25 protein-coding genes and 1 pseudogene are annotated in these 25229 nt (G+C 65.9%); 13 read left to right on the top strand and 13 right to left on the bottom strand.

All coding sequences use genetic code 11. The features are described from left to right. Nucleotides 1–7 precede the first annotated feature (7 nt). A complete protein-coding gene (gene deoC / locus C8J30_RS07015; protein WP_110805036.1) occupies nucleotides 8–961 on the bottom strand; it encodes a deoxyribose-phosphate aldolase in 954 nt (317 codons plus the stop codon). A gap of 177 nt (nucleotides 962–1138) precedes the next feature. On the opposite strand from deoC, the gene C8J30_RS07020 reads away from it, so the two are divergent. After that, nucleotides 1139–1480 carry a hypothetical protein gene (locus tag C8J30_RS07020; protein ID WP_146227873.1) on the top strand — a complete coding sequence of 114 codons (342 nt, stop codon included), beginning with the start codon at nucleotides 1139–1141 and terminating at the stop codon, nucleotides 1478–1480. Between the two features lie 54 nt (nucleotides 1481–1534). Here C8J30_RS07020 and grxD read toward each other — a convergent pair whose 3' ends face one another. From grxD to C8J30_RS07045, 5 genes are all read right to left on the bottom strand, one after another. Further along, the gene (gene grxD, locus C8J30_RS07025; RefSeq protein ID WP_110804993.1) at nucleotides 1535–1894 is read right to left on the bottom strand and encodes a Grx4 family monothiol glutaredoxin; all 360 of its coding nucleotides are present in this window, start codon (nucleotides 1892–1894) and stop codon (nucleotides 1535–1537) included. Nucleotides 1895–1931: 37 nt separating this feature from the next. Then, nucleotides 1932–2171 carry a BolA/IbaG family iron-sulfur metabolism protein gene (locus C8J30_RS07030; protein WP_013066292.1) on the bottom strand — a complete coding sequence of 80 codons (240 nt, stop codon included), beginning with the start codon at nucleotides 2169–2171 and terminating at the stop codon, nucleotides 1932–1934. 84 nt (nucleotides 2172–2255) lie between these two features. Further along, nucleotides 2256–3143 carry a hypothetical protein gene (locus tag C8J30_RS07035; protein ID WP_110804994.1) on the bottom strand — a complete coding sequence of 296 codons (888 nt, stop codon included), beginning with the start codon at nucleotides 3141–3143 and terminating at the stop codon, nucleotides 2256–2258. A gap of 10 nt (nucleotides 3144–3153) precedes the next feature. Then, nucleotides 3154–5316 (bottom strand): phosphoribosylformylglycinamidine synthase subunit PurL, encoded by a 2163-nt coding sequence (purL, locus tag C8J30_RS07040; RefSeq protein ID WP_110805038.1) that lies wholly within the window; start codon nucleotides 5314–5316, stop codon nucleotides 3154–3156. Between the two features lie 380 nt (nucleotides 5317–5696). After that, nucleotides 5697–6605, bottom strand: coding sequence for a LysR family transcriptional regulator (locus tag C8J30_RS07045; protein WP_110804995.1), 909 nt, complete (start codon nucleotides 6603–6605; stop codon nucleotides 5697–5699). Nucleotides 6606–6851: 246 nt separating this feature from the next. On the opposite strand from C8J30_RS07045, the gene murI reads away from it, so the two are divergent. Then, a complete protein-coding gene (gene murI / locus C8J30_RS07050; protein ID WP_110804996.1) occupies nucleotides 6852–7664 on the top strand; it encodes a glutamate racemase in 813 nt (270 codons plus the stop codon). Between the two features lie 3 nt (nucleotides 7665–7667). Here the strand turns inward: murI and C8J30_RS07055 are convergent, their stop codons facing one another. Together C8J30_RS07055 and C8J30_RS07060 are read right to left on the bottom strand one after the other, a co-directional pair. After that, complete coding sequence (locus C8J30_RS07055) at nucleotides 7668–8549, bottom strand: DUF805 domain-containing protein (protein WP_110804997.1); 882 nt, start codon at nucleotides 8547–8549, stop codon at nucleotides 7668–7670. 26 nt (nucleotides 8550–8575) lie between these two features. Next, entirely contained in the window at nucleotides 8576–9289 is a 714-nt protein-coding gene (locus C8J30_RS07060; RefSeq protein ID WP_181420800.1) for a DUF805 domain-containing protein, read from the bottom strand. 76 nt (nucleotides 9290–9365) lie between these two features. Here C8J30_RS07060 and argC point away from each other — a divergent pair, with 76 nt between their 5' ends. From argC to C8J30_RS07080, 4 genes are all read left to right on the top strand, one after another. Beyond that, nucleotides 9366–10394, top strand: a complete 1029-nt coding sequence (argC, locus tag C8J30_RS07065) for an N-acetyl-gamma-glutamyl-phosphate reductase (RefSeq protein ID WP_110804999.1) — start codon at nucleotides 9366–9368, stop codon at nucleotides 10392–10394. A gap of 15 nt (nucleotides 10395–10409) precedes the next feature. Beyond that, a complete protein-coding gene (ccmE, locus tag C8J30_RS07070) occupies nucleotides 10410–10862 on the top strand; it encodes a cytochrome c maturation protein CcmE (protein ID WP_110805000.1) in 453 nt (150 codons plus the stop codon). Between the two features lie 67 nt (nucleotides 10863–10929). Continuing rightward, the gene (locus C8J30_RS07075; RefSeq protein WP_110805001.1) at nucleotides 10930–11541 is read left to right on the top strand and encodes a holin-associated N-acetylmuramidase; all 612 of its coding nucleotides are present in this window, start codon (nucleotides 10930–10932) and stop codon (nucleotides 11539–11541) included. Continuing rightward, nucleotides 11532–12026 (top strand): holin family protein, encoded by a 495-nt coding sequence (locus tag C8J30_RS07080; RefSeq protein ID WP_110805002.1) that lies wholly within the window; start codon nucleotides 11532–11534, stop codon nucleotides 12024–12026. Before C8J30_RS07075 ends, C8J30_RS07080 begins: the two co-directional genes overlap by 10 nt. On the opposite strand, the gene rocF is transcribed toward C8J30_RS07080, so the two are convergent. Together rocF and metG are read right to left on the bottom strand one after the other, a co-directional pair. Further along, nucleotides 12027–12950 (bottom strand): arginase, encoded by a 924-nt coding sequence (gene rocF / locus C8J30_RS07085; protein WP_110805003.1) that lies wholly within the window; start codon nucleotides 12948–12950, stop codon nucleotides 12027–12029. A 206-nt stretch (nucleotides 12951–13156) separates the two neighbouring features. Then, nucleotides 13157–14866 carry a methionine--tRNA ligase gene (gene metG / locus C8J30_RS07090; RefSeq protein WP_110805004.1) on the bottom strand — a complete coding sequence of 570 codons (1710 nt, stop codon included), beginning with the start codon at nucleotides 14864–14866 and terminating at the stop codon, nucleotides 13157–13159. 201 nt (nucleotides 14867–15067) lie between these two features. Between metG and C8J30_RS07095 the strand changes: the two genes are divergently transcribed. Next, a complete protein-coding gene (locus C8J30_RS07095) occupies nucleotides 15068–16738 on the top strand; it encodes a putative bifunctional diguanylate cyclase/phosphodiesterase (protein ID WP_110805005.1) in 1671 nt (556 codons plus the stop codon). A gap of 142 nt (nucleotides 16739–16880) precedes the next feature. Further along, nucleotides 16881–17501: a class I SAM-dependent methyltransferase gene (locus tag C8J30_RS07100; protein ID WP_110805039.1), complete on the top strand. Its 621-nt coding sequence runs from the start codon at nucleotides 16881–16883 to the stop codon at nucleotides 17499–17501. 16 nt (nucleotides 17502–17517) lie between these two features. Here C8J30_RS07100 and C8J30_RS07105 read toward each other — a convergent pair. Continuing rightward, a pseudogene (locus C8J30_RS07105) lies at nucleotides 17518–18340 on the bottom strand (TOBE domain-containing protein). Nucleotides 18341–18588: 248 nt separating this feature from the next. Here C8J30_RS07105 and mopA point away from each other — a divergent pair. Genes mopA through modD form a run of 5 tightly spaced genes read left to right on the top strand, consistent with a single transcriptional unit; the run spans nucleotide 18589 to nucleotide 22798 of the window. After that, nucleotides 18589–19386 (top strand): molybdenum-pterin-binding protein MopA, encoded by a 798-nt coding sequence (mopA, locus tag C8J30_RS07110; RefSeq protein WP_110805007.1) that lies wholly within the window; start codon nucleotides 18589–18591, stop codon nucleotides 19384–19386. Nucleotides 19387–19416: 30 nt separating this feature from the next. Next, nucleotides 19417–20175: a molybdate ABC transporter substrate-binding protein gene (gene modA, locus C8J30_RS07115; protein WP_110805008.1), complete on the top strand. Its 759-nt coding sequence runs from the start codon at nucleotides 19417–19419 to the stop codon at nucleotides 20173–20175. Nucleotides 20176–20180: 5 nt separating this feature from the next. Next, nucleotides 20181–20867, top strand: coding sequence for a molybdate ABC transporter permease subunit (modB, locus tag C8J30_RS07120; protein ID WP_110805009.1), 687 nt, complete (start codon nucleotides 20181–20183; stop codon nucleotides 20865–20867). Continuing rightward, nucleotides 20864–21955 (top strand): molybdenum ABC transporter ATP-binding protein, encoded by a 1092-nt coding sequence (gene modC, locus C8J30_RS07125; protein ID WP_110805010.1) that lies wholly within the window; start codon nucleotides 20864–20866, stop codon nucleotides 21953–21955. Before modB ends, modC begins: the two co-directional genes overlap by 4 nt. A 3-nt stretch (nucleotides 21956–21958) precedes the next feature. Continuing rightward, the gene (gene modD, locus C8J30_RS07130; protein WP_110805011.1) at nucleotides 21959–22798 is read left to right on the top strand and encodes a ModD protein; all 840 of its coding nucleotides are present in this window, start codon (nucleotides 21959–21961) and stop codon (nucleotides 22796–22798) included. A 3-nt stretch (nucleotides 22799–22801) separates the two neighbouring features. Here the strand turns inward: modD and nifB are convergent, their stop codons facing one another. Next, nucleotides 22802–24295 carry a nitrogenase cofactor biosynthesis protein NifB gene (gene nifB, locus C8J30_RS07135; protein ID WP_110805040.1) on the bottom strand — a complete coding sequence of 498 codons (1494 nt, stop codon included), beginning with the start codon at nucleotides 24293–24295 and terminating at the stop codon, nucleotides 22802–22804. 184 nt (nucleotides 24296–24479) lie between these two features. After that, nucleotides 24480–25229, bottom strand: a 750-nt coding sequence (locus tag C8J30_RS07140; protein WP_181420801.1) for a sigma 54-interacting transcriptional regulator, incomplete at its 5' end; no start/stop codon positions are given.

A 25229-nucleotide genomic window follows, 5' to 3' on the forward strand; every position in this document is an offset into this window, starting at 1 on the left:
CTTTCCCTCAGGCAAGCGCGTGGCGGTGGCTGGCGGCATAGCGGCCGGTGACATGGGTTTCGAGCTGGCGTTCGATATCGCCCAGCATCGAGGAGGCGCCCAGACGGAACAGATCCGGCTTGAGCCAGTCGGTGCCCAGCTCCTCCTTTATCAGGATCTGCCAGTTCAGCGCATCCTTGGCCGTCTTCATCCCGCCCGCGGGCTTGAAGCCGATCTTCACCCCTGTCCGCGCGCCATAGTCACGCGCAGCGCGCACCATCGTCAGCGACACCGGCAGGGTGGCATTCACGCCTTCCTTGCCGGTCGAGGTCTTGATGAAATCGGCGCCTGCCTGCATCGCCACCATCGAGGTCTTGTAGACGTTTGACAGCGTCTGCAGATCGCCCGTCGCCAGAATCGCCTTCATATGCGCCGCCCCGCAGGCTTCGCGCATCGCGGCGATCTCGTCATGCAGCTGCGCCCAGTCACCCCGCAGCGCGAGCGCCCGCGAAATCACGATGTCGATTTCGGCGGCGCCCTGATCGACCGCGTAACGGATTTCGGCCAACCGCAGCGGCAAGGGCATCAGCCCGGCGGGAAAGCCCGTTGCCACCGAGGCCACGGGAATTGCCGTCCCCTGCAAGGCCTTGACCGCCGCGGCCACCATCGTCGGATAGACGCAGACGGCCCCGGTCGTCAGGCCCTCAAGCCCCAGCCCGGTCAGGATGTGATCGGCCAGCGGCGCCCGCGCCTTGGCGCAAAGCCGTGCCACCCGCGCCTCGGTATCATCGCCCGCAAGCGTCGTGAGGTCCATGCAGCGGATCGCATTCACCAGCCAGGCCGCCTGCCACTCCTTCTTCAGCGACCGGCTGGTCCCCAGATGCGCGGCACGCGCTTCGGCGGCGGGGGTATTGATGGTGATCTCCTCGAACCAGCTGCGGTCGAGGGAGATGCCCGGATTGCGAAGATGCGGATCGGTCATGGCAGGCCTGTCGTTGTGTTCGTGCAGGCTATCGGTTGCCGCCCCCGGCTTCAACGTCTGGCTGATCGGCCAAAGCCCGCCGGTCTTCACCTTGTGCCCCCGAAAGCTGGGGAAAAATGAGGAGAGGGCATTGTGGGATGGCCGGATTTGGGCAAGCTGACATTCTTTGAGGTGATCATGACAATGATGTCTTTGCGAATCGAGGAACGGGTGGCGTTTGCCATCGAACGGCTGCTGCGGGCGGATGACTCCTGGCGCAGCCTTGTGCGCGAGATGGTCGAGCAGTGGCCCGAAGAGCCGCCGCTGGAACTGGGCTTCGCGCTTGTCTCTGCGGCCTCGGCGATCGAGACCTCTTTCACCGAAGCCAGTCCCGCCCGCGATGCGGCGATGCAGGGCTACCGGCTGGCGGCGCTCGTCAGCATGGATGTCTATGCGATGCAACTTCTGGGCATGGCCCGGGAAAGGGCCAGCGATCTGCTGGCGTATTGGGATATCGATCCCTTTTTCGCAAAACTCTGAAAGTCCCGAAAATGAAAAAGCCCCGCAAAGCGGGGCTTTCGCGTCTTTGTCGCCTCAGGCGTTGGCAGAGCGGATCTGGTCGGCCCGGCCCTTGTCATAGGCGATGCCCTTGTCGTCGAAGAGCTTGTCGAGCTCGCCCGAGAGCATCATCTCGGTGACGATATCGCAGCCGCCGACGAAGTCGCCCTTGACGTAAAGCTGCGGGATCGTCGGCCAGTCGGAGTAATCCTTGATGCCCTGCCGCACGTCCTGATCGGCCAGCACGTTGACATCCTTGTAGGTCACGCCGAGGTAGTTCAGCACGCCCGCGACGCGGCTCGAAAACCCGCATTGCGGCATTTCCTTCGTGCCCTTCATGTAAAGGATGACATCGTTTCCGGCGATATCGGCCTTGATCTGGTCAAGTGCGGTCATGCGAGGGGTCCTTTCTAAGAAACGCTTGCGCTGCGGTTCATTCAGCCTTGGTGGTCAGGGCAAGGGCATGGAGCGGCGCATTCGGCCCGTCCATCGCGCCTTTCAGCGTGGCGAAGACGGCGCGTTGCTGCTGCACCCGGTTCAGCCCCTTGAACGAGGCATCGATCACTTCGGCGCCCCAATGGTTGCCGTCGCCGGCAAGGTCGGTGATGGTGATCTTCGCATCGGGAAACCCGGCGCGGATCAGGGCTTCGATGTCACTGGCTTCCATCGGCATGGGCAACTCCTTGTTCTGGGATCAATCTAAGCTGCGGGCGCACAGGCGACAAGGGCCAAGCACCCGCCGGGCGTGCCAAGTCGGTCAACGCGGCGAAAGCCGGGTCACCGCAGGCAGGGCGGCGAGATCGCGCAGGTCTTCGGCATGGAAGCGATCGAAGGCGGCGCGGTCCTCGGCGCTCCAGGGGGCGAAGGCGGGCAGGTCGGGCTGCTGGCGGGCGGCGGCCCGGGCGCGACGCAGAAGCAGGCGATAATCGGCGCCGGGGTCTTCGGCCATGCGGGCATGCAGCTGGGTGATCGCGCGGTGCGAGAGCGGCGCGGCCGGGGGCAGATCGGGCAGGGAAAGGCGCGCGCCGAAGCCGCGCAGCCCGGTGGCCCAGTCGATCAGTTGCGGGCGCAGGGCGGCCAGATCTTCCTCGGACCAAAGTGTCAGCGTCGAACAGACCGGCAGCATCCGGTTGACGAGCCAGAGCCAACGTACCCCCGCCGGGGGCAGGGCGGCGGCGAAGTCGTCAAAGCTCTGCCAGGGCGCTAGCCGCAGTTGCTCGGCCCAGCAGGCGGGCAGGAAGCTGGCCGGATGACGGATCGCCAGCCCCACCCGCACTTCGGCGCCGCCAAAGGCCGCGAGCGCATCGCGCAGACGCTTGGCCGCGAAGGGATAGAGGATGCCGGTTTCGCCCAGAAACTGCGGCCGGGCCAGCGTGCCAAGGGTGTTTTCCTCGATCACCACCACATGCCGGGCGCCGGGGCACAGCCGGTCAAGCGCGGCCCGGGTCAGGGCCTTCACCTCGGTCGCGGAGCGGCCCTCGGGTTGCAGCGCAAGGCGCAGATGATCGCGCACCTCGGCGCCGGAAATCACCCCCACGCCCTCGGTCCGGAGCGGCTCACGGGCGGCAAGGAACGCCTCCTGCAAGAGAGGCGCCCCGGTCTGATGTGGGCCGACGATCAGCGAGATCGAGGCAAGCCGGGCCATCGGCCCGCCCTCAGCCTTCGACGGCCGCGGCGAAGGCGGTGCGGTAAAGCGTGCTCAGCTCGGCCATCGGCGCAGCATCGGAGCCGAAGGCCACGGTGTCGCCGCCAAAGACGCCAACGCGATAAAGGGGCACACCAGCCGCCTTGGCCGCGGCTTCAAGCGCCTCGGCCCCCGCTTCGTCGCAGGCGACGAGATAGCGGGCCTGATCTTCGCCGAAAAGCTGCGCGATGTCGCCGCTGTCGAGGCAGACACCAAGCCCGGCCGCTTCCGCCATTTCGAAGGCGGCGAGCGCCAGACCGCCATCGCTCAGGTCGGCCGCGGCTTTCAGCATCCGGCCATTGGCGCGGATGAATTCGCCGTGCTTGCGCTCGTCGGCCAGATCGACCGGCGGCGCGTCGCCCTCTTCGATCCCGAAGGCCTCGGCGGCCAGCGCCGATTGCCCCAGATGCCCATGCGTGACGCCGATCACCAGCGCGATGTCGCCCGCGTCCGGCAGCCCGCCGATCAGATCGTCGAGCGATTTCAAGAGGCCGACGGCCCCGATCGTCGGCGTCGGCAGGATGCCCGAACCGTCGGTCTCGTTGTAAAGCGAGACGTTGCCCGAGACGATCGGGAAGTCGAGCGCCTTGCAGGCCTCGCCGATGCCTTTGATCGCGCCGACGAACTGGCCCATGATCTCGGGTTTCTCGGGGTTGCCGAAGTTCAGGTTGTCGGTCGTCGCCAGCGGCAGCGCGCCCACGGCCGAGAGGTTGCGATAGGCTTCCGCCACCGCCTGCTTGCCGCCCTCGAACGGGTTCGCCTTCACGTAACGCGGCGTCACGTCCGAGGTGAAGGCCACCGCCTTGTTGGTGCCGTGAATGCGCACGACGCCAGCGCCCAGACCCGGACGGCGGACGGTATCGCCCATCACCTGCGTGTCATATTGCTCGAACACCCAGTTCTTCGCGGCATAGTTCGGCGAGCCGATCAGCGCTTTCAGACCGGCGATCGGGGTGATCTGCGGCAGCGCGCCCAGGGGCGCGGCGGCAGGCGTTTCCACCCACGGACGGTTGTATTCCGGCGCCGCCGACGACAGTTTCGACAGCGGCAGATCGGCTTTCACCTCGTCCTTGTGCAGGATCAGGAAGCGGTCTTCGGCGATCGTCTCGCCGACGATGGCGAAATCCAGATCCCATTTCTCGAAGATCGCCCGGGCTTCGGCCTCTTTCTCGGGCTTGAGCACCATGAGCATCCGCTCCTGACTCTCGGACAGCATCATCTCATAGGCGTTCATGTTCTTTTCGCGCTGCGGCACGGCGTCGAGAATGAGCTTGATGCCAAGCCCGCCCTTGTCGCCCATCTCCACCGCCGAACAGGTCAGGCCCGCAGCCCCCATGTCCTGAATCGAGATCACCGCGTCGGTCTGCATCAGCTCCATGCAGGCTTCCATCAGGCATTTCTCGGTGAAGGGGTCGCCGACTTGCACGGTCGGGCGTTTTTCCTCGATCGTGTCGTCGAATTCTGCCGAGGCCATCGTGGCGCCACCGACGCCATCCCGGCCGGTCTTGGCCCCAAGGTACACGACCGGCATGCCGACGCCCGAGGCGGCGCAGTAGAAGATGTTGTCGGTCTGCGCGAGGCCCGCCGCGAAAGCGTTCACAAGGCAGTTGCCGTTGTAGCTTTTGTGGAAGCGCACTTCGCCGCCGACGTTCGGCACGCCGAAGCAGTTGCCATAGCCGCCCACGCCCTCGACCACGCCCTTGACCAGATGCGGCGTTTTCGGATGGCTGGGCACGCCGAAGCTCAGGCTGTCCATCGCCGCGATCGGCCGCGCGCCCATCGTGAAGACATCGCGCAGGATGCCGCCCACACCGGTCGCCGCGCCTTGGTGCGGTTCGATGTAGGAGGGGTGGTTGTGGCTTTCCATCTTGAAGATGATCGCCTGACCGTCGCCGATATCGACGACGCCCGCGTTCTCGCCCGGGCCGCAGATCACTTGCGGGCCGGTGGTGTGCAGCGTGCGCAGCCAGACCTTGGACGATTTGTAGGAGCAATGCTCGTTCCACATCGCCGAGAAGATGCCCAACTCGGTGAAGGTCGGCTCGCGGCCGATGATCTCGAGGATGCGCTGATATTCATCCGGTTTGAGCCCATGGGCGGCAATCAGGTCGGGGGTGATCTGCGGCTCGGTCATCGGCTCCTCCGGCATCGGCTGGTTGCGTTTCCCTTAGAACATCGGGGCCGGTCGGGAAAGGGGAGAGCAGGGCCTGCGCGCGGTTTTTGCCGCGGCCGGGGGGCGCCTATGCACGCAATGGGCGAGAGCGACGCAAAGCGACATGCGCTTAACTCAAAGCGACATGGGCCCCCGGAATAAAAAAAGGGCCGAGACAAGCTCGGCCTTAGTCCAACAGGGAGGTAGAAGGTGATGCGCGTTTCCGCAGGCCATCGCCTTCAAAGCCCGATTTATGGGCAGAGTAAGAACGGTTCAAGGAGAATCATGCTGCGCATGCAGCATGGCCGGTATGCGCTGGGCGAATGTCTTTTCTCGCCTCTTGGTTGCATTCTTGCTGAGGCTCAGTCGGCGGCCGGATCGGTCGTCTGTCCGCGGCGATAGGCGAGGATTTCTTCCTGCACGAAATCGCGGAAGGCGTTGACCCGGCGCGAGGAGCGCAGTTCCTCGGGATAGGCCAGAAAGACCGGCACTTCGACCGACTCGACCACAGGCAGGACGCGCTCGAGATAGGGGAAGTCGGCGGTCAGGTAATCGGGCAGCACGCCGACGCCGATATGGTTCAGAACGCCCTGCAGGACGCCGAAATAGTTGTTCACCATCAGCGTCGAGGGCACGCCATGCGCCATCACGCTTTGCGTCAGCTGCGCCCCCGCCTGCACCTGCGGCGTGGCCGGGTTCTGGCAGATCAGCCGGTGTTTCGACATGTCCTCGATCCGCTCCGGGCGACCGGCGCGGGCAAGATATTCGGGCGTCGCGTAAAGCCGCATGCGGATATTGATCAACCGCTTGCGGATCAGGTCGGCCTGCGCCGGTTCCTTCATCCGGATCGCCACATCGGCTTCGCGCATCGGCAGATCCAGCACGCGCTCTTCCAGCAGAAGGTCGATTTTCAGATCCGGGTAGCGGTCGTAAAGCTTCACCAGACGCGGTGCGAGCCACATCGTGCCGAAGCCGACCGTCGTCGTGACCTTGAGTTCGCCGAAGACCTCTTCCTCGCTGTCGCGGATGCGCGCGGCGGCGGCGTCGAGTTTCTTCGCCATCGTCGAGGTGGCGTCGAACAGGAGTTCCCCCTGCTCGGTCAGGATCAGGCCGCGGGCGTGGCGGTGAAAGAGGGTGGTGCCAAGCGATTCTTCCAGCGCGCGGATCTGACGGCTGACGGCCGATTGCGACAGGTGCAGCGCATCGCCCGCATGGGTCAACGACCCGGCATCCGCCACCGCGTGGAAGATGCGCAACTTGTCCCAGTCCATGCCGTTCACGACGTCACCTGCTCATACCTGTTCTGCGCAGGTTGCATACCTAAATCAGCGCCCCTTGCCAAACGGCTTTCGGCGAAATTCGCTGTTAGCGCATAAACTTTGTTGTCGCAGCGACTTTTGTGCATCCGTGCAGGCATCCCGGCCGCGGCTGCTCGCGCAATAGGCGTTTCTTTTCGCAGCCGAGAGGCTTAGAACCAAGAAAAGGGCGTTGAAGACGCAAAGGGCGGAGAGGCAGACATGGCGGTTGGTGTTTTCGACAGTGGGCTGGGTGGTCTGACGGTCTATGAAGCGGTCTCGAAGCGGCTGCCCGAGGTGGCCTTCGTCTATTACGGCGACAACGCCCATGCGCCCTATGGCGTGCGCACCCCCGATGACATCTACGACCTGACCTGCAAGGGCGTCTCGCGGCTTTGGGACGAGGGTTGCGATCTGGTGATTCTGGCCTGCAACACCGCCTCGGCCGCGGCGCTGAAGAAGATGCAGGAACATTGGATCCCGAAAGACAAGCGGGTTCTGGGTGTCTTCGTGCCGCTGATCGAGGCGCTGACCGAACGGCAATGGGGCGACAACAGCCCGCCGCGCGAAGTGGCGGTGAAGCATGTGGCGCTGTTTGCGACCCCGGCCACGGTCGCCTCGCGCGCCTTCCAGCGCGAACTGGCCTACCGCGCGATCGGGGTGGATGTCGAAGCGCAGCCCTGCGGCGGCGTTGTCGATGCGATCGAGGCGGGCGATGAGATCCTTGCCGAAGCGCTGGTGAAAAGCCATGTCGAGGCGCTCAAGCGCCGGATGCCGCATCCCGAGGCGGCGATTCTGGGCTGCACGCATTACCCCTTGATGCAGAAGACCTTTCAGGAGGCGCTTGGCCCGCAGGTCAAGGTCTATTCCCAGGCCAATCTGGTGGCGGAAAGCCTCGCCGATTATCTGGCCCGCAAGCCGGACTTCGTCGGCAAGGGCACGGTGTCGAAATTCATCACGACCGGTGATCCGGCCTCGGTCTCGACCCATGCGACGCAATTCCTGCGTCACCAGATCAAGTTCGAAGCCGCCTGAGCCTCAGCCGAAGCGGTTCGGCCCGGGCGTGCCGCGGCTGCACAGGAAGACGAACATCAAAACCCCGTAAAGCCCGGTGATGCCATAGATCACCAGAAACATCGCCTTCATCGCGGCCAGCGCCTGTTCGGGGTCGCTGGTGGACGACATGGCGGCGATGATCGCTGACACGCTGGCAAAGCCGCTGAGCACCGTCGTCAGGAACGAGCCGGCCACCCACCAGCCCGACCGGTCGATGTCATGCAGCCGCCGCACCGTCACCGCGATCATCGGAAGAACCAGCACAAGCGAGAACAGCCCGCCGATGGTGATGACAGACGGCAGGCCAAGCCCGGCAAACAGGCTCATTGGCACGTTGAACAGACCGCAGGCGACCATGAACCACCAATATTCCGAGCGGCTGGCACGGCCAGAGAAGCTCACGAATTTCGACAGGCAGACAAGGATCGCCTCGATCGGGCCGCGCGAGGGGGCGCCGATGTAAAGCCCGTCCGGGCCGAGGCGCGCCGACGATCCGGCGCCGCTCGACCATCCCCCAGTCGCGGCTCGCGTCTGCGCTGTGCCCTGCGTCTGGTCCTGCCATGGGCCGTCCGCAGCGGCCTTTGCGCGGGCACGGGCCACCCAGTCTCCGGGCGTGCGGCCGGTCGGCTCGGTATAGCGCGGGCCGCTGGATTGGTCTTCGGCCGCTGCCTCGACCTCCGGAGGCATGGGCGCCGGTGGCGCAAAGCTCAGATGCTGCCCGGCAGGCTCCCAGCCCGCCAGCCCGTTCCGCCAGACCAGCGTTTCGGGCGTCACCGTTCCCGCCACGATCAGCGCGCGCAGCCCGGGTTCTCCGACCGGACCAAGCGCTTTGCCGTCCTGTGCGTAATGCCATGCGTACGACATGTCTAAACCTTTGATCTGGCGGGAAATCAGCCGAAACGGTTCGGCCCCGGCGTGCCGCGCGAGCACAGGAACACGAGGACGGCAATCGAATAGCCGAACAGCAGCAGCATGATCAGCCCCATCAGGCCGATGCCAACCGCAGGGTCGTTCGTGCCCGCCGCATCGGCCGCCGCCGCGACAAGGCCGATGATCACGCCGACCGGGATCATCGCCAGATAAAAGCCGCCAATCCACCAGCCCGACCGGTCGGTGTCATGCAGGCGCCGCACCGTGACGGAGAGCGAGGGCAGGAAGGTCGCAAGCGAGGCAATCCCGCTCAGCGCCGCGCCATCGCGGCCCATGATCCCCTCCAGAAATCCGCCAGCGAAACCGAGGATCAGGCAAAACAGGAAGAACCACCAATATTCCGAGCGGCTCGCCCGGCCCTTGAAGGTGGCGTATTTCGTGAAACAGACCTTGATCGCCTCGCCGAAATCGCGCGGTGGGGCGGCGCCCTGACCGCCGTCCCGGGCCAATTGCGGTGGCATCCGGGCGCCTTGCGGCAGCGGCGGCATGGCCGTCGTCAGCGGGGGCGGCGCAAAGGGGAAGTGCAGATCGGCCCTTTGCCAATCTGCCATGCCCTCGCTCCAGATCAATGTATCGGCCTTGATCCGGCCCGCCCGGATCAGATCGCGGATCGCCAGATCGTCCACCGGGCCTTCGCTTTTGCCGGCCCATGCGTAATGCCACGCTTTCGTCATCAAAACCCTCGCGCAAACTTTGCTTGCGCGACACCTTAGCCTGAGGCAGGACGGGGCGACAATTGCGGAGACGACAATGACCCAGAAAATCGCCATCCTCGGGGCTTCGGGCTACACCGGAGCCGAGCTTGCCCGCATCATCGCGACCCATCCCGAAATGGAGATCGTCGCGCTTTCGGGCGACCGAAAAGCCGGGATGAGGATGGGCGAGGTCTTCCCGCATCTGCGCCACATGGGGCTGCCCGATCTGGTGAAGATCGAGGACATCGATTTTTCCGCCGTCGATCTCGCTTTCTGCGCGCTGCCGCATGCGACCTCGCAGGCGGTGATCGCCGAATTGCCGCGCGATCTGAAGGTGGTGGATCTCTCCGCCGACTTCCGGCTGCGCGACGCGGCGGAATATGAAAAATGGTATGGCAAGCCGCATGCGGCGATGGATCTGCAGGCCGAGGCGGTCTACGGGCTGACCGAGTTCTACCGCGAAGAGCTGAAAACCGCGCGGCTCTGCGCGGGCACGGGCTGCAATGCGGCGGCCGGGCAATATGCGATCCGCCCGCTGATCGAGGCGGGGGTGATCGACCTTGACGAGATCGTCATCGACCTTAAGGCCGGGGTTTCGGGGGCGGGGCGCTCGCTGAAGGAAAACCTGCTGCATGCGGAGCTTGCGGGCGGCACGATGCCCTATTCGGCGGGCGGCAAGCACCGGCACTTGGGCGAGTTCGACCAGGAGTTTTCCAAGGTTGCGGGCCGCGCGGTGCGGGTGCAGTTCACCCCCCATCTGATGCCCTTCAACCGCGGGATCCTCGCCACCGTCTATGTCCGCGGCACGCCTGCCGACATCCACGCGGCGCTGGCCAAGCGCTATGAGACCGAGGTGTTCCTTGAGGTGCTGCCCTTTGGCCAGCTCGCCTCGACCCGCTCGATCGCCGGGTCGAACTTCGTCCATGTCGGCGTGATCGGCGATCGGCTGCCGGGCCGCGCCGTCGTCACCGTCGCGCTCGACAACCTCACCAAGGGCTCCTCGGGGCAGGCGATCCAGAACGCCAACCTGATGCTGGGCCTGCCCGAAACCATGGGGCTGATGCTGGCCCCGGTCTTCCCGTAAGGCAAAGGCACGACGATGAAGAACCTCAAGAAGACGCGGCGCATCCAGATTCTGGCGGTGGCGGGGGTGGCGCTGGCGCTCTCGACCGCGCTGATCGGCTATGGCATGCGCGACGGCATCAACTTCTTCCGCGCGCCGAGCCAGGTTCTGGCCGAGCCGCCGAAACCGGGCGAGGTCTTCCGTCTGGGCGGTCTGGTCGAAACCGGCACGCTGGTGCGCGGGCAGGGCGAGGAGATCACCTTCAAGGTCACTGATGGCGGCGCCTCGGTCCCGGTCAAGTTCACCGGCGTGCTGCCCGACCTCTTTGGCGAGGGCAAGGGCATGGTCGGCACCGGCGAGATGCAGGGCGAGACCTTCATCGCGCGGGAAATCCTCGCCAAGCATGACGAAAACTACATGCCCAAGGAAGTGACCGACGCGCTGAAGGAACAGGGCGTCTACCGCGACCCGGCCAAGCCCGAGGGCTGAGGGCGGACTGTTGCGTCGCCGTTAACCTGATTTCGCGAGGCTTTCCCCGGCAGCCAAGGGGAGAGCCATGAAATCGGTGACTGACATTGCCCGCGAAATCGTCGCCCGCGAGGGCGGCTATGTGAACGACCCCTCCGACCCGGGGGGGGCGACGAAATACGGGGTGACGCTTGGCACGCTGCGCGGGCTGGGCCTTGATCTGAACCGCGACGGAGTGGTGAGCGCGCGCGACGTGCAGCTGCTGACCCCCGATCAGGCGGCCGAGATCTTTGTCTCGCAGTATTTCAAGGCGCCGAAACTCGATCAGCTGCCTGCGGCGCTGCAGGCCTCGGTCTTCGACATGCAGGTGAATGCGGGGGCGCATGCGATCCGCATCCTGCAGGAATTGCTGGGCCGGATGGGGCATCCGGTGGTGGTCGATGGCGTGCTCGGGCCGCAGACGATCGCGGCGGCGCAGGCGGCGGCGGCGGGGGATCCGCAACTCTTTGCCGATGCCTACGGGATTGCGCGGCGCAACTACTATTACGACCTTGCCGACCGCCGCCCGGCCAGCCGCAAATATGCGACGACGCGGGCGGGCACCAAGGGCGGCTGGATCCTGCGCGCCGAGGAATTCATCTCGCCGCGCTTTCATCTGAGCGCGGCGCAGCACCGGGCGCGGGTGGCGAAATGGGGCTGATCGGGGCGCTTCTGGGCACTCCCGCCGCGACGGGGGCGATCGGCACGGCGGTGACCTCGGTGGCCGAGGTCTTCACCCCCAACGCGACGAAGAAGATGGAAGCCGATGCGGCAGCCTGGCAGGCGGCGCTTGCGGAACACGGGACCGAGTTTCAAACCGCGCAGCCCGGGCTGTTCGATCGCGTCGTGAACGGGTTGAACCGTCTGCCGCGGCCGATGCTGGCTTTGGGCACGCTCGGGCTCTTCGTCTATGCGATGATCGACCCCGCGGGGTTCGAGGACCGGATGGTCGGGCTGAATGCCGTGCCCGAGCCGCTCTGGTGGCTTCTGGGCGCCATCGTCAGCTTTTACTTCGGCGCGCGCGAGTTCCATTACAGTCGTGCCCGCGCCACCCCCGCCGCCGCCGTCCCGACCGCGCCCGAGGAAAACCCGGCGCTGGCGGAGTTCCTGTCGAAAGGCGCCGCCGGGGCCGCGCCCGCCGCGTGATCAATGCATCCGGGTGGGCCGGTCGAAGACCTTCCGGCCCATCAGCGAGGCGACCAGATCGACCATCAGTTCGGCCGTCCGCCCGCGCTCGTCCAAAAACGGGTTCAGCTCGACCAGATCAAGCGAGCTGACAAGCCCCGACTCGTGCAGAAGCTCCATCACCAGATGCGCCTCGCGAAACGTGGTGCCGCCCGGAACCGTCGTGCCCACCGCAGGCGCGATCGAGGGGTCGAGAAAATCGACATCCAGCGAGACATGCAGCAACCCGTTTTCGGCCCGGACCTTGGCCAGAAATTCGCGCAAGGGGGCGCCGATGCCGCGCTCATCGAGCACCCGCATGTCGGCAATCTCGATCTCGGCCGGGATCAGCGCGGCTTCCTCGGCATCATCGACGGAGCGGATGCCGAGCATGCAGATGCGGTGATGGGCCACCGGCGCGGGGAAGGGCGGGAAGGCGTCGAAGCCCGGCCGACCGGCGATATAGGCGACCGGGGTGCCGTGCAGATTGCCCGATTGCGTGCTTTGAAGCGTGTGGAAATCGGTATGCGCATCGAGCCACAAAAGGAAGAGCGGTCGCCCGACGCTTTCCGCATGCGCCGCCACCCCCGCGACCGAGCCGAGCGAGAGCGAATGATCCCCGCCCAGAAAGATCGGAAAGCCCTCGGCCGCCGCGGCCTGTCCGGCTTGCGACAGGGCCTCGGTCCAGCCCACGGTCTCGGCCAGATGATGCACGGCCGGGTTCGGATGCGGCATCGGTTCATGGGCGACGGGCGCAACGTCGCCGCGGTCGATCACCTGATGGCCAAGGCCGCTGATCGCCTCGGCCAGACCCGCCACGCGATAGGCGGCCGGGCCCATCAGACAGCCCGCACGCTTTTGCCCGGTGTCAACGGGTGCGCCGATCAGGATCACTTTCTGGGTCATGGCGGGTTCCTTTCGATGCGCGGAGAAGGGGGCCGTCTGCCCCCTCTTCGGGCTACGCCCGAATTCACCCCCGAGGATATTTCAGCCAAGGTGAAAACGGCATGACTTTCATCTTGCCAAAAATACCTCGGGGGAGCCCCGAAGGACGGGGTGAAAGGGGGACCGTGGCGCCAGTGGCGCCGCGTAAGCCCCCTGAACGAGCCCCCTTACTCCCGCCGACCGGCGAAGCGTTTCGCCCAGTCTTCGCGCTCTTCGTCGGTGATCTTGCGGAAGAGGTTCTCCGGCACCGTGAAGGCATGGCCCGCGGGCAGAACCGTCAGCGCGGCGTCCAGATCCTCGGGCCAGGCCCAGTCTTCGCAGTCGAGCGATGCCATGATCGCCTGCGCCGCATCCGGAATGAACGGGCGCGACAGCACCGCGTAAAGCCGGATCAGATGCAGCGCGAAGGCGATGATGCCGCGCGCGGCGGCTTCGTCGGTCTTCACCACGCTCCAGGGCGCGGCGGCCTGCAGATATTCGTTGCCAAGCACCCAGAGCCCGCGCAGTTCTTCGGCGGCGCGGCGGACGTGGATTTCATCCATCGCCTTTTCGTAAGCCGCCAGACCTTCGCGGAATTGCGCCATCAGCGCGGTCTCGCGCTCGGTCATCACCACCGCGGCGGGCAGTTCGGTGCCGAATTTCGAATTGCAGAACTTCGTCACCCGGCTGACGAGGTTGCCCAGCACATCTGCCAGATCCTTGTTCACCGAGGCCTGGAAATTCTCCCAGGTGAATTCGGCATCCGCACTTTCCGGCGCGTGCGACAGCAGCCACCAGCGCCAGTAATCCGAGGGCAGGATGCCCAGCGCCTGATCCATGAACACGCCGCGCCCGCGCGAGGTCGAGAACTGGCCGCCGTCATAGTTCAGGTAGTTGAAGGACTTGATGTAATCGACGAGCTTCCACGGCTCGGCCGAGCCAAGGATGGTCGAGGGGAAGCTCAGTGTATGGAAGGGCACGTTGTCCTTGCCCATGAACTGGGTATAGGTCACGTCGCCCGCGCCCTGATCGAGGCGCCACCAGCGCGCCCAGTCGCCGCCGGTCTTCTCGGCCCATTCCTGCGTGCCCGCGATATATTCGATCGGCGCATCGAACCAGACGTAGAAGACCTTGCCCTCCATGCCCTGCCACGGCGCGCCGTCGAATTGCGCGGGAACGCCCCAGCTCAGGTCACGGGTAATGCCGCGGTCCTGCAGGCCCTCGCCATCGAACAGCCATTTCTTCGCGATCGAGGTCGACAGCACCGGCCAGTCGGTCTTGCTGTCGATCCAGGCGGCGAGCTTGTCCTTCATCGCCGACTGGCGCAGGAACAGATGCTTCGTCTCGCGCATCTCCAGATCGGTCGAGCCCGAAATCACCGAGCGCGGGTTGATCAGATCGACGGGGTCGAGTTGCTTCGTGCAATTGTCGCATTGATCGCCGCGGGCGGAATCGAAGCCGCAGTTCGGGCAGGTGCCCTCGATGTAGCGGTCGGGCAGGAAGCGGCCATCGGTTACCGAATACATCTGCTTTTCGGTGACTTCGCGGATCAGCCCCTGATCAGCCAGCACTTTTGCGAAATGCTGCGTCAGCGCGCGGTTTTGCGGGCTCGACGAGCGGCCGAAGTGATCGAAGGACAGCCGGAAGCCGCCCGCGATCGCCGCCTGCACGTCGTGCATCTCGGCGCAATACTCGGCGACGGGCTTGCCCGCCTTGGCCGCGGCGAGTTCCGCGGGCGTGCCGTGTTCATCGGTCGCACAGATGAACATCACCTCGTGGCCGCGCCCGCGCAGATAGCGCGCGTAGAGGTCGGCCGGCAGCTGGCTGCCCACGAGGTTGCCCAGATGCTTGATGCCATTGATATAGGGAATCGCCGAGGTGATGAGATGACGCGCCATGACCCTTGCCCGCTTGCCGCAACTGCAGCCGTTTAGCGTGGCAGGCCGTCGCTGGCCAGAGGGTTTCGCCCGCGACCGCATCGAAGCTGCGACAGTCGGTCAAATGAAAAGACACAATCTCGTGCTTGCGAAACTGAACGAAGCAGTGCACACCTTAGGCGTGTGGCGGCCCCTCCCCGTCACCATGCAGCGGACTCCAGAATGGACTATTCGTGGCCAACCCGCGGGGCGCCTGAAGATGGTGTCGTCGCAATCGATGCGCAGGGCCGTATCGATTATCTCAACGCTGCGGCCGCGGCGCTGTTCGGATATGACCATGGTGTCTTGCTGGGACAGGCGCTGGAAGTGCTGATCCCGCAGCGGCAGGCCCAGATTCATGCGCAGTTGCGGCGGGCTTTCACCGCGGGAAAGGTGCCTCTGGCGATCGGCCGGATGCGCTCGGTGGCGGGGGTGCGCCGCGACGGAACCGAGGTGGCGCTGCATGTCATGCTCAAGCGCGATGCCGATACCGGGCGGGTCTTCGCCTTCCTGCATCCGCTCGATCGTCCGGGCGGGGCGCGGGGCGACAGCCGCGAGCCGGGCGAGGACCGTCTGACCGGTCTGCCCGATCGCCGGGCCCTGCGCGCCGATCTGGATGCGCTGCTGAGGCAGGCCGATCCGGCGCAGGGGCAGGTTTGTCTTCTGTTCGTCGAAATAGATCCTTTCGCGGGCAATCGCGCGTCCGTCGATCCGGCGCATCATGATGCGCTGATCCGGGCCTGCGCCGCGCGGCTGGAAGGGCTCGAAACCGATGACATGCGGCTTTACCGCTCGGGCGAGGACGGGTTCATCTTTCTGATGGTGCAGCGGGCCGAGCCCGCGGTGCCCGGTCCGCAGCTTGCCCGGGTGATGACGGTGCTGCGGGCGCCCTTTGAAATCGGCGGCCAGCCGCTGCATCTCGAATTCGGCATCGGCCATGCCTCGTCGCCCGAACATGGTGTTCAGGCCGGGGAGCTGATCGCCAATGCGGCCCTGGCGCTGGCGGCCTCCAAGGCGGCGTTCAACCGGCCCACCGGCTATGACGAAAGTCTGCGCAACCGGGTCGAGCACCGGCACCGGCTGCTGCGTGATCTGCGGTCCGCGGTCGAGCGGCGCGAGTTCGAGCTTTACTACCAGCCGCAGGTCGAGCTGGCGAGCGGCCGGATCGTGGCGCTGGAGGCGCTTTTGCGCTGGAGACACCCCGAATGGGGATTGCTGTTGCCGGGGGCCTTCATGGAGGTCCTCAGCTCGTCCGAGCTTTCGCTGGCGGTTGGCGAATGGGTGCTGCGCGAGGCCTGTGCGCAGGTCGCAAGCTGGAACATGAACCGCGCCAATCCGCTGACCGTGGCGGTGAATGTCTTTCCGCGCCAGTTCGACCGCGACATCCTGCCTGCGTCCATCCTGCGGGCCTTGGCCGAAAGCGGTCTTCCCCCGGCGCAGCTTGAGATCGAGATCACTGAAAATATCGTGATCGATCCCGCCGCCCAGAGTTCCGAAGTCTTCGAAACGCTGCATGCTCTGGGCGTCGGTCTGGTGCTGGATGACTTCGGCACCGGCTATGCCTCGCTCACCTGTCTTGCCCGCCATCCGGTGCAGAAGCTCAAGATCGACAAGAGTTTCGTTGCGGGCATCGACACCGGTCCGGGGTATCGGGCGATCCTGAAATCCCTGCAGGCATTGGCCGGAGCGCTGGGGCTGGGCACCGTCGTCGAGGGGGTCGAGACCGAAGAAATCGCGGCGCTGATGCGCGAGTTCGGCTTCGAGATCGGCCAGGGCTACTTCTGGAGCAGGCCGATGCCGCGTCAGGATTGCGCCCGGGTGCTGGGGTTCGTCGATCAGGTCTCGGTGCCATGACTTCGCGCTTTGATTGATTGGGCGATCAAAAAGCGACTTGTTGACACTCAAAAGCGACAATGGTCTTGATGCCTCTCGATGGGCACCACAACGTGCCCGCGAAAGTGATTCGATCGACTGAATGTCGGAGGAAGGTCTCGGGATGCATACGGACGCGATTGCCCGCAGCTACAAGCGCTGGGCGCCGATCTATGACAGAACCTTTGGCAAGATCACCCATGCCGGCCGCCATCATGCGGCGCGGGAAGTGAACTCGACCGGCGGGGCTGTGCTCGAGGTGGGCATCGGCACCGGGCTGGCGCTTGATCTTTACGAGCCGTCGAAAGTTGCGGTCACCGGCATCGACCTGTCGCCCGACATGCTGGCCAAGGCGCAGGCGCGGGCCGAGGCGCAGGGGCTGCGCAATGTCGCCGGGCTGCACATCATGGATGCGCGCGAACTGGCCTTCGAGGATGAGAGCTTCGATCACGTCGTCGCGCTGCACATCATGTCGGTGGTGCCCGAGCCGCGCCGCGTGCTGGCCGAGATGGCCCGCGTCTGCCGCGTCGGCGGCACGGTGCTGATCACCAACCACTTCGCCCGCGAAACCGGCGGCTGGGGCGTGGCCGCGAAACTCGCCGCGCCGATGGCCGATGCGCTGGGCTGGCATTCCGACTTCGCCCGCGACGAGGTGATGTCCGAGCCGCGGCTGAAGCTGGTCGAGGAAACCCGGCTGCCGCCCTTCGGCCTGATGACCTATCTGCGCTTCCGCCGCGTCGCGTAAGCTTTCGGCCCTGCCGTCACGGCAGGGCCAGAATGACATGGCTTGACTTGATCAAGGCCGTCGTTTCGGTCCCGGGCTGCAGATCCAGCATCTCGGCGCTGTCGCGGGTGATCGTCGCGGTGACCGTTTTCGCTCCGCCCAGATCCAGCGTCACCTCGCTTGCCAAGGGCGCATCGATCCGCTCGATCACCCGGCCCTTCAGCCGGTTGCGCACCGAAAGCCGCTCCGGCACGCCCGCGCCCGCCAGCATGACGAAATTCGATTTCACCAGTGCCAGCACCTCGGCCCCGGGGGCCAGCCGCATCTCGGCGGCCGAGCGCGCGGTGATCACCGCCGTCAGATCCTGCCCCTCGGCCAGATGCATCCGCACCTGCGCGGCGACATCATCGGCGGCCACGGACCAGACCTTGCACAGCCACGCATTGCGCGCCGAGGTCCGCAGGCTCAGCCCGCGCAGCACCTCTGCCGGATCGAGGTTCAGGCTTTTTTCGAAACTCGCCAGCAGCTTCGCGACGCCCTCCTCCATCGCGCCATAGGCCGCGATCAGTTTCTCGCCCGTAGGCGTCAGCACCGCGCCGCCGCCCGCCTTGCCGCCCGGCGCCGCGGTGACGACAGGGGTCGAGAACAGGTTGTTCATCGCCTGCACCCCGTCCCAGGCCGCCTTGTAGGACAGTCCCACCTCGCGCGCCGCCGCCGAGATCGAGCCGGTGCGCCCGACCGCCGCCAGAAGCGCCACCCGCTCGGCGCCCATGCGCGAGCCCGTCCGTTCCAGCACCAGTGCCCCGCGTAGCCCGTCCGTCATCGCTGCCTCCGTTTTCCTTGCCGCCATTCTGACGCAACTCGACCCCGGGGGCCACCTCCGCCTGCGCGAAGACGACTCACGCGGCGGTGCAATAGGGGCGAAATCCTTCGCGGGCCGCCTGTGTCTTGGGCAATGTTCCGAAATCGGCCCAATTTTGCGCCACTTGGCATGGGACATGAAGCTGTGGGTGATAGCGGGGAGCAATACGACCGACAAGTCTCTGCCGCTCTTGAGAAAGCATCGCTATTAGCTTTAAGTACATAACGAACCGCTTCGAGACCCGCCATGAACGAACACCCCCTCACCGCCGCCCTGAGCCTGCAACGTGCCGGCGCGCCGCGCGTGGGGGGCGACCGGATCCGTCTTCTGGAGGCGATCGCCCGGCACGGCACCATCGCGGGCGCCGCGCGCGAGGTCGGGCTGTCCTACAAGACCGCCTGGGATTCGGTCGGCACGCTCAACAACCTGTTCGAGCAGCCCTTGGTCGAGGCCGCCCCGGGTGGCCGCACCGGCGGCAATGCCCGGGTGACCGAAGCGGGGCATGCGCTGATCGCGGGGTTCGACCTCTTGGAAGCGGCGCTCGGCAAGGCGCTGGGCGTGCTTCAGGGCGGCGTCGCCTCGCCCGAAAAAGCCCTCAACACGCTCTGGAGCCTGACGATGCGCACCTCGAACCGCAACACCCTGCGCTGCACCGTTACCAGCGTCACCCTTGGCGCGGTGAATGCCGAGGTGGAGCTGGCGCTGACCGATGGCCACAGCCTGACCGCCGTCATCACCGAACGCTCGGCCACCGACATGGGCCTTGCCCCGGGGGTCGAGGTCTTCGCGCTGATCAAGGCCAGTTTCGTGATGCTGGCCGCGGGCGGCGATCCGGGTCGGATTTCCGCCTGCAACCGCCTGACCGGCATCGTCGCCGCCCGCACCGACGGGCCGGTGAACAGCGAGATCATCCTCGATCTGGGCAACTGCAAATCCATCACCGCCGTCATCACCCACACCAGCGCCGATGCGCTGGGGTTGGCCCCCGGCGTGCCCGCCACCGCTCTTTTCAAGGCAAGCCACGTCATTCTGGCGATGCCCTGACCCCTCCTCCCCGACAGAAAGGATCCCGACATGACCAAGTTCTCGCAAACCCTGCGCGCAGGCTCGACCGCGCTTGCCCTCGTGATGGCGCTTGCCGTTCCGGCCGCCGCGGGCGAGGTGATCGCCGCCGTCGCCGCGAACTTCACCGAACCGGCGAAGGAAATCGCCACGCTCTTCACGCAAAAGACCGGCCATACCGTCACCTACACCTTCGGCCCCTCGGGCCAGTTCTACACCCAGATCACCCAAGGCGCGCCCTTCGAGGTGTTCCTCTCGGCCGATGCCTCGCGCCCGAAAAAGGCGATCGAGGAAGGCTATGCGGTCGCAGGCACCGATTTCACCTATGCGGTGGGCAAGCTGGTGCTCTGGTCGGCCGATCCGGCCAAGGTCGATGCCAAGGGCGAGGTGCTGAAATCCGATCTCGAGCATGTCGCGATCGCCGATCCGAAATCGGCCCCCTATGGCGCGGCCGCGATCGAGGTGATGCAGAAGCTCGGCGTTTACGAGGCGCTGGAACCGAAGCTGGTCACCGGCAAAAGCATTACGCAAGCTTACGAATTCGCCGCCACCGGCAATGCGCCCGTGGGCTTCGTCGCCTATTCGCAGGTGATCGGCAAAGAGGGTGGCTCGAGCTGGATGGTGCCGCAAGACCTTTACAAGCCGATCAAGCAAGATGCCGTGCTGCTGAAGACCGGCGCCGAGGATGAGGCGGCAAAAGCCTATCTCGACTTCCTGAAATCGCCCGAGGCCTTGGAAATCATCAAGAAATACGGTTACGTCACCGAATAAGGCGGATGACGGAGGGGATTCTGTTCGACGCGGCCATGTTCGAAACGCTGGCGCTGACGCTGAAACTGGCGACGGTGACGACGGTGCTGCTGCTGGCTCTGGGAACCCCTCTGGCCTGGTGGCTTTCGCGTGGCGGCGGTCTTTGGAAAGAGATCGTCGCCACGCTGGTGTCCCTGCCGATCGTGCTGCCGCCGACGGTGCTGGGCTTTTATCTGCTGATCGCGATGGGGCCGCAGTCGCCGCTGACGGCGCTTTTGGGCTTCAAGCTCTCCTTCACCTTCGCGGGGCTGGTCGTCGGCTCGGTGATCTATTCGCTGCCCTTCGTGGTGAACCCGATCCGCAACGCCTTTGCCGCGATGGGACCGCGCCCGATGGAGGTGGCGGCGACGCTGCGGGCCTCACCTCTGGATGCGTTCGTCACCGTCGCGCTGCCGCAGGCTTTGCCCGGGCTGATCACCGGGGCGATCCTTGGCTTTGCCCATACGGTCGGCGAATTCGGCGTCGTGCTGATGATCGGCGGCGGCATTCCGGGCCGGACCAAGGTGCTGTCGGTCACCATTTTCGACTATGTCGAGACGCTCGAATGGGACAAGGCGCATGTGCTTGCGGGCGGCATGCTGGCGATGTCCTTCGTGGTGATTCTGGCCATGATGCTGATCGAGCGCCGCTACGGCACCGGAGCCCGGCGATGATTTCGGCGCATTTCACCGGGCGGCAGGGCGATTTTACTCTGGACGCGGCCTTCGAGGTGCCGGGGCAGGGGGTGACGGCGCTGTTCGGTCCCTCGGGCTGCGGCAAGACGACGGTGCTGCGCTGCATGGCGGGGCTGGCGTGGTTGCCGGGCGGGCATCTGCGGGTGAATGGCGTCACCTGGCAGGAGGGGCGCCAGATCACCCCGCCGCATCGCCGCGCGGTCGGCTATGTGTTTCAGGAGGCGAGCCTTTTCACCCATCTTTCGGTGCGGGAAAACCTGATCTACGGGCTCAAACGCGCCCGCGGTCCGCTGCGGATTTCGGAAGCCGAGGTGACCCAGCTTCTGGGCATCGATCCGCTTCTGCGCCGCCCCACCGCGGCCCTTTCGGGTGGGGAACGCCAGCGCGTCGCCATCGGTCGGGCGCTGCTGTCGCAACCGGAACTGCTGTTGATGGACGAGCCGCTGTCCGCGCTCGACCGGATCTCGCGCGACGAAATCCTGCCCTATCTCGAACGGCTGCATGCGAGTTTGCAGATGCCGGTGATGCTGGTCAGCCATGATCTCTCCGAGGTCGAGCGGCTCGCCGATACGCTGGTTCTGATGGAGGCGGGCCGGGTCCGCGCCGCCGGGCCGATCGCCGCGATGCAGGCCGATCCGAGCCTGCCGCTCATTCATCGACCCGACCTTGCCGCGGTGATCGAGGGGGTGGTGGTGGCGCTGGACCCCGCCTATGGGCTGAGCACCCTGCAGGTGCCGGGCGGCCAGATCGTCGTGCCGGGCAACCTTGGCCCGATCGGCACGCGGCGGCGCCTGCGCGTGCCTGCGACCGATGTCAGCCTTGGCCGCCATGCGCCCACCGACACCACGATCCTGAACGCACTGCCCGCGGTGATCCTTGGCGCCGAGGCCGCCGAGGGCTATCAGATCACCGTGCGGCTGGCGCTGGGGGCAACGGGCGAGGGGGCAAGTCTGCTCGCCCGCGTCTCGCGCAAGTCCTGGGACGGACTCGGGTTTCGGCCCGGGGAAAAGGTGGTGGCGCGGCTCAAGGCGATGGCGCTGAGCGCGCCCGCGCAGACCGGAGGGTAAGGGATGTTCCTGATCGACGACATCGCGCTGATGGCGCTCATTCGCGAAGACGTGCCCGCGGGCGATCTGACGACGCGCAGTCTGGGGCTGGCCACCGAGGCGGGCGAGATGACGATGCGGGCGCGTGGCCCGATGACCGTCGCCTGTTCGGAAGAGGCCGTGCGGATCTTGCAGCTTCTGGGCGCCGAGGCCTGGATCGCCACCGCCTCGGGCCGTGCGGTCGAGGGCGGCGAGATGCTGCTCTTCGCCCGCGGTCAGGTCGAGGCGCTGCTGGCGGGCTGGAAAGTGGCGCAAAACCTGATCGAATGGGCCTCGGGGCTGGCCAGTTCGGCGGCAGAGATCGTCGCGGCGGCGACGGCGGTGAACCCCGCGGTGACCATCGCCTGCACCCGAAAATCGGTGCCGGGCACGCGGGCGCTGTCGCTGCGTGCGGTCACTTTGGGGGGCGCGACGGTGCATCGCACCGGGCTTTCGGATTCGGTTCTGCTCTTTGCCGAACATCGCGCCTTTGGCGGCGAAGACGCGCTGGCGGCGCAGATCGCCCGGCTGCGCGCGACATGCCCCGAGCGCAAGGTGGTGGTGGAAGTGGCCGATGCCGCCGAGGCGCTGGCGGCCGCGCGGGCCGGGGCCGAGGTGCTGCAACTGGAGAAATTCACCCCCGCGCAGGTGGCAGAGGTCGTCGCCGGGCTTGGCCCGGACTGGCGCGGCCACATTGCGGCAGCAGGCGGCATCACTGCCGCGAATGCCGCCGCCTATGCGGCTGCGGGGGCGCAGGTGCTGGTGACCTCTGCGCCCTTCGCAGCGCCGCCGCGCGATGTTGCGGTCTGGATCGGCCCGGCCTGATCCTCAGGCGCTTTGCGCTTGTTTCTGGGCCATCTTCTCGCGGTAAAGCGCGAGGACGGCGGTTTCGATGTAGTCGTGCGCCCAGGTGTCTCGGGCGGTGATGCCGGCTTCGGCCAGACCCTCGCGCGGGCAGTCGCCGATCTTGGCCACCAGAACCGTGTCGATGCCGTCGAGCGTCGCGATCACCCGCTCGAGCCGGTCCTCCGCGCCGCCGCCATCGACGCAGTAGTTGTCGCAGCGGCGATGAAAGGCGAAGCGCACGCCCGTCGCGTCGACCTCGAAGACCTGGAATTCCGTCGCATGGCCGAAATGCTGGTTGATCCGCCCGCCGCCCTGCGTCGTCACCGCGACGAGGAGTTTCGGCGAGCTCGCCGCCACCAGAGCCTCGGTCGCGGCCTGCGCCGCTTCGGCCGCGGCGCGGCGGTCTTCGCGCTCGGCGACGACCCAGTCGCGATAGGTTTCGCGCGCGGCGCCGTCATAGACCGGGGCCTCGGGCACGAGGTCCAGAGTGAAGTCCTGACCCCGATCTTCGCCGAGCAACCCCACCGCATCGGCGCGGCATTGGCGGCAATGCTTCATCAGATTGGCGCCCCCCGCGCAGGCTTCCTGCACCGCCAGAAGCTCGGCCGCAGTCGGACCCCGCTGCCCGGTCAGGCCGAAATGCGTGCCATGTTCGGGCGCGGAAATCAGCGGCATGATGTTGTGGAGGAACGCGCCGCGGCGTTTGACTTCCTTGTTCACCTCGAGGAGATGCGCGTCGTTGATCCCCGGGATCAGCACCGAGTTCACCTTGACGAGGATGCCGCGTGCAACCAACCCGTCCAGCGCCTCCATCTGCCGCTCATGCAGGATCCGGCTCGCCTCGACGCCATAGATCCGTTTGCGATTGTAGAAGATCCAGGGATAGATTTGCGCCCCCACCTCGGGGTCGATCATGTTGATGGTGATCGTCACGTGATCGACATTCATCTCGACCAGTTCATCCAGATGATCGGGCAGCGCGAGACCGTTCGACGACAGACACAGCTTGATGTCGGGGATCTGCTCGGTCACCAGCCGGAAGGTCTCTTTCGTCTTCAGCCAATCATAGGCGCTGTCGCCCGGCCCGGCGATGCCCAGAACCGAAAGCTGCGGCACTTCATTCGCCACCGCAATCACCTTGCGCGCGGCCTCGACGGGCGTCAGCCGTTCCGACACGACGCCGGGGCGGCTTTCGTTCGAGCAGTCGTATTTGCGGTTGCAGTAATTGCACTGGATGTTGCAGGCGGGCGCCACCGACACATGCATGCGCGCGAAATAGTGGTGCGCTTCCTCGGAATAGCAGGGGTGATCCTTCACCTTGGCCCAGGTCGCCGGGTCCATGTCTTCGGGTTTTTCCTTGGAGCCACAACCGGTTGCCGATTTGGTCGAGGAACAGCCGCCGGAGGCCAGCGCGGCCGAGAGGCTCTCCTTCGAGCCGATCGAAAGGGTGCCAAGGGCCACGACATTGTCCGACATGCTGCTCTCCATGCTCTGCCCGTTCGGGGGTCATGGGGGATGCAGCAAGAACCGTGCCAGCCGCGCGGCGGGGCGATTGGCACAAAACCTGCGCTTTTGTCGGGAATGCGACACGGGTCGACAGGGGGGGGCCAAAACAAAGACCCCGGCCGAGGCCGGGGCCAGTCTCCGCGTCCAACCGCCGTCAGATCTTGCGCACCTCGATCTCGAATTTCTGCAAAGCATAGGCGATCTGGCGCGGCGTCATGCCCAAAAGCCGCGCCGCTTTCGCCTGCACCCAGCCTGCACTTTCCATCACCCGCACCAGTTCCTCGCGGCTCAGCTGCGCGGTCTTGGTGCGCAGCTGCACCTCGTCCTTCGCGAGCGGCTCGGGCTCTGGCACCGGTTCAGGCGTCACCGCCACGGGCGGCTCGACCGGGGGGGCGGGGACGCGCACGGTGGGGGTGATCATCCGCCCGATGGCCAGGCCGCCGATCGGCGAAGACCCGTCCTGCAGCCGGAAGAGTTCCGCCGAAAGGCACGCGCCCTGTCGGCAGGCCAGCTCTTCGCCCAGCACCACCTCGCCATCCGAGAGCGCGGCGGCCCGGTTCACGCAGTTTTCCAGCTCGCGCACATTGCCCGGAAACTGGCAGCGACAGATCTGCTCAAACGCATCGGCGGCAAATTTGACATTGGTGCCGTTCTGCTTGTTGAAGCGATCGAGGAAGAGCTGCGCGAGCGGCTTGATGTCGCTTTTGCGGTTGCGCAAGGGCGGCAGGACGATCGGCACGACGCAGATGCGGAAGTAAAGATCGGCGCGGAACTGCCCCCGCGCGACGGCATCCTCTAGGTCGCGGTTCGTCGCGGCGACGATGCGGGTATCGACCTTGATCGTCTTCGAGCCGCCGACGCGTTCGAACTCGCCCTCCTGCAGCACGCGCAGCAGTTTCGATTG

Source organism: Rhodobacter viridis, assembly GCF_003217355.1.
GTDB classification, from domain to species: domain Bacteria; phylum Pseudomonadota; class Alphaproteobacteria; order Rhodobacterales; family Rhodobacteraceae; genus Rhodobacter; species Rhodobacter viridis.

Bases quoted from the DNA above. Each gene is read 5' to 3' on its own strand.
- deoC (WP_110805036.1), bottom strand. From the start codon at position 961: ATGACCGATCCGCATCTTCGCAATCCGGGCATCTCCCTCGACCGCAGC.
- C8J30_RS07020 (WP_146227873.1), top strand. From the start codon at position 1,139: ATGACAATGATGTCTTTGCGAATCGAGGAACGGGTGGCGTTTGCCATC.
- grxD (WP_110804993.1), bottom strand. From the start codon at position 1,894: ATGACCGCACTTGACCAGATCAAGGCCGATATCGCCGGAAACGATGTC.
- C8J30_RS07030 (WP_013066292.1), bottom strand. From the start codon at position 2,171: ATGCCGATGGAAGCCAGTGACATCGAAGCCCTGATCCGCGCCGGGTTT.
- C8J30_RS07035 (WP_110804994.1), bottom strand. From the start codon at position 3,143: ATGGCCCGGCTTGCCTCGATCTCGCTGATCGTCGGCCCACATCAGACC.
- purL (WP_110805038.1), bottom strand. From the start codon at position 5,316: ATGACCGAGCCGCAGATCACCCCCGACCTGATTGCCGCCCATGGGCTC.
- C8J30_RS07045 (WP_110804995.1), bottom strand. From the start codon at position 6,605: ATGGACTGGGACAAGTTGCGCATCTTCCACGCGGTGGCGGATGCCGGG.
- murI (WP_110804996.1), top strand. From the start codon at position 6,852: ATGGCGGTTGGTGTTTTCGACAGTGGGCTGGGTGGTCTGACGGTCTAT.
- C8J30_RS07055 (WP_110804997.1), bottom strand. From the start codon at position 8,549: ATGTCGTACGCATGGCATTACGCACAGGACGGCAAAGCGCTTGGTCCG.
- C8J30_RS07060 (WP_181420800.1), bottom strand. From the start codon at position 9,289: ATGACGAAAGCGTGGCATTACGCATGGGCCGGCAAAAGCGAAGGCCCG.
- argC (WP_110804999.1), top strand. From the start codon at position 9,366: ATGACCCAGAAAATCGCCATCCTCGGGGCTTCGGGCTACACCGGAGCC.
- ccmE (WP_110805000.1), top strand. From the start codon at position 10,410: ATGAAGAACCTCAAGAAGACGCGGCGCATCCAGATTCTGGCGGTGGCG.
- C8J30_RS07075 (WP_110805001.1), top strand. From the start codon at position 10,930: ATGAAATCGGTGACTGACATTGCCCGCGAAATCGTCGCCCGCGAGGGC.
- C8J30_RS07080 (WP_110805002.1), top strand. From the start codon at position 11,532: ATGGGGCTGATCGGGGCGCTTCTGGGCACTCCCGCCGCGACGGGGGCG.
- rocF (WP_110805003.1), bottom strand. From the start codon at position 12,950: ATGACCCAGAAAGTGATCCTGATCGGCGCACCCGTTGACACCGGGCAA.
- metG (WP_110805004.1), bottom strand. From the start codon at position 14,866: ATGGCGCGTCATCTCATCACCTCGGCGATTCCCTATATCAATGGCATC.
- C8J30_RS07095 (WP_110805005.1), top strand. From the start codon at position 15,068: ATGGACTATTCGTGGCCAACCCGCGGGGCGCCTGAAGATGGTGTCGTC.
- C8J30_RS07100 (WP_110805039.1), top strand. From the start codon at position 16,881: ATGCATACGGACGCGATTGCCCGCAGCTACAAGCGCTGGGCGCCGATC.
- mopA (WP_110805007.1), top strand. From the start codon at position 18,589: ATGAACGAACACCCCCTCACCGCCGCCCTGAGCCTGCAACGTGCCGGC.
- modA (WP_110805008.1), top strand. From the start codon at position 19,417: ATGACCAAGTTCTCGCAAACCCTGCGCGCAGGCTCGACCGCGCTTGCC.
- modB (WP_110805009.1), top strand. From the start codon at position 20,181: ATGACGGAGGGGATTCTGTTCGACGCGGCCATGTTCGAAACGCTGGCG.
- modC (WP_110805010.1), top strand. From the start codon at position 20,864: ATGATTTCGGCGCATTTCACCGGGCGGCAGGGCGATTTTACTCTGGAC.
- modD (WP_110805011.1), top strand. From the start codon at position 21,959: ATGTTCCTGATCGACGACATCGCGCTGATGGCGCTCATTCGCGAAGAC.
- nifB (WP_110805040.1), bottom strand. From the start codon at position 24,295: ATGTCGGACAATGTCGTGGCCCTTGGCACCCTTTCGATCGGCTCGAAG.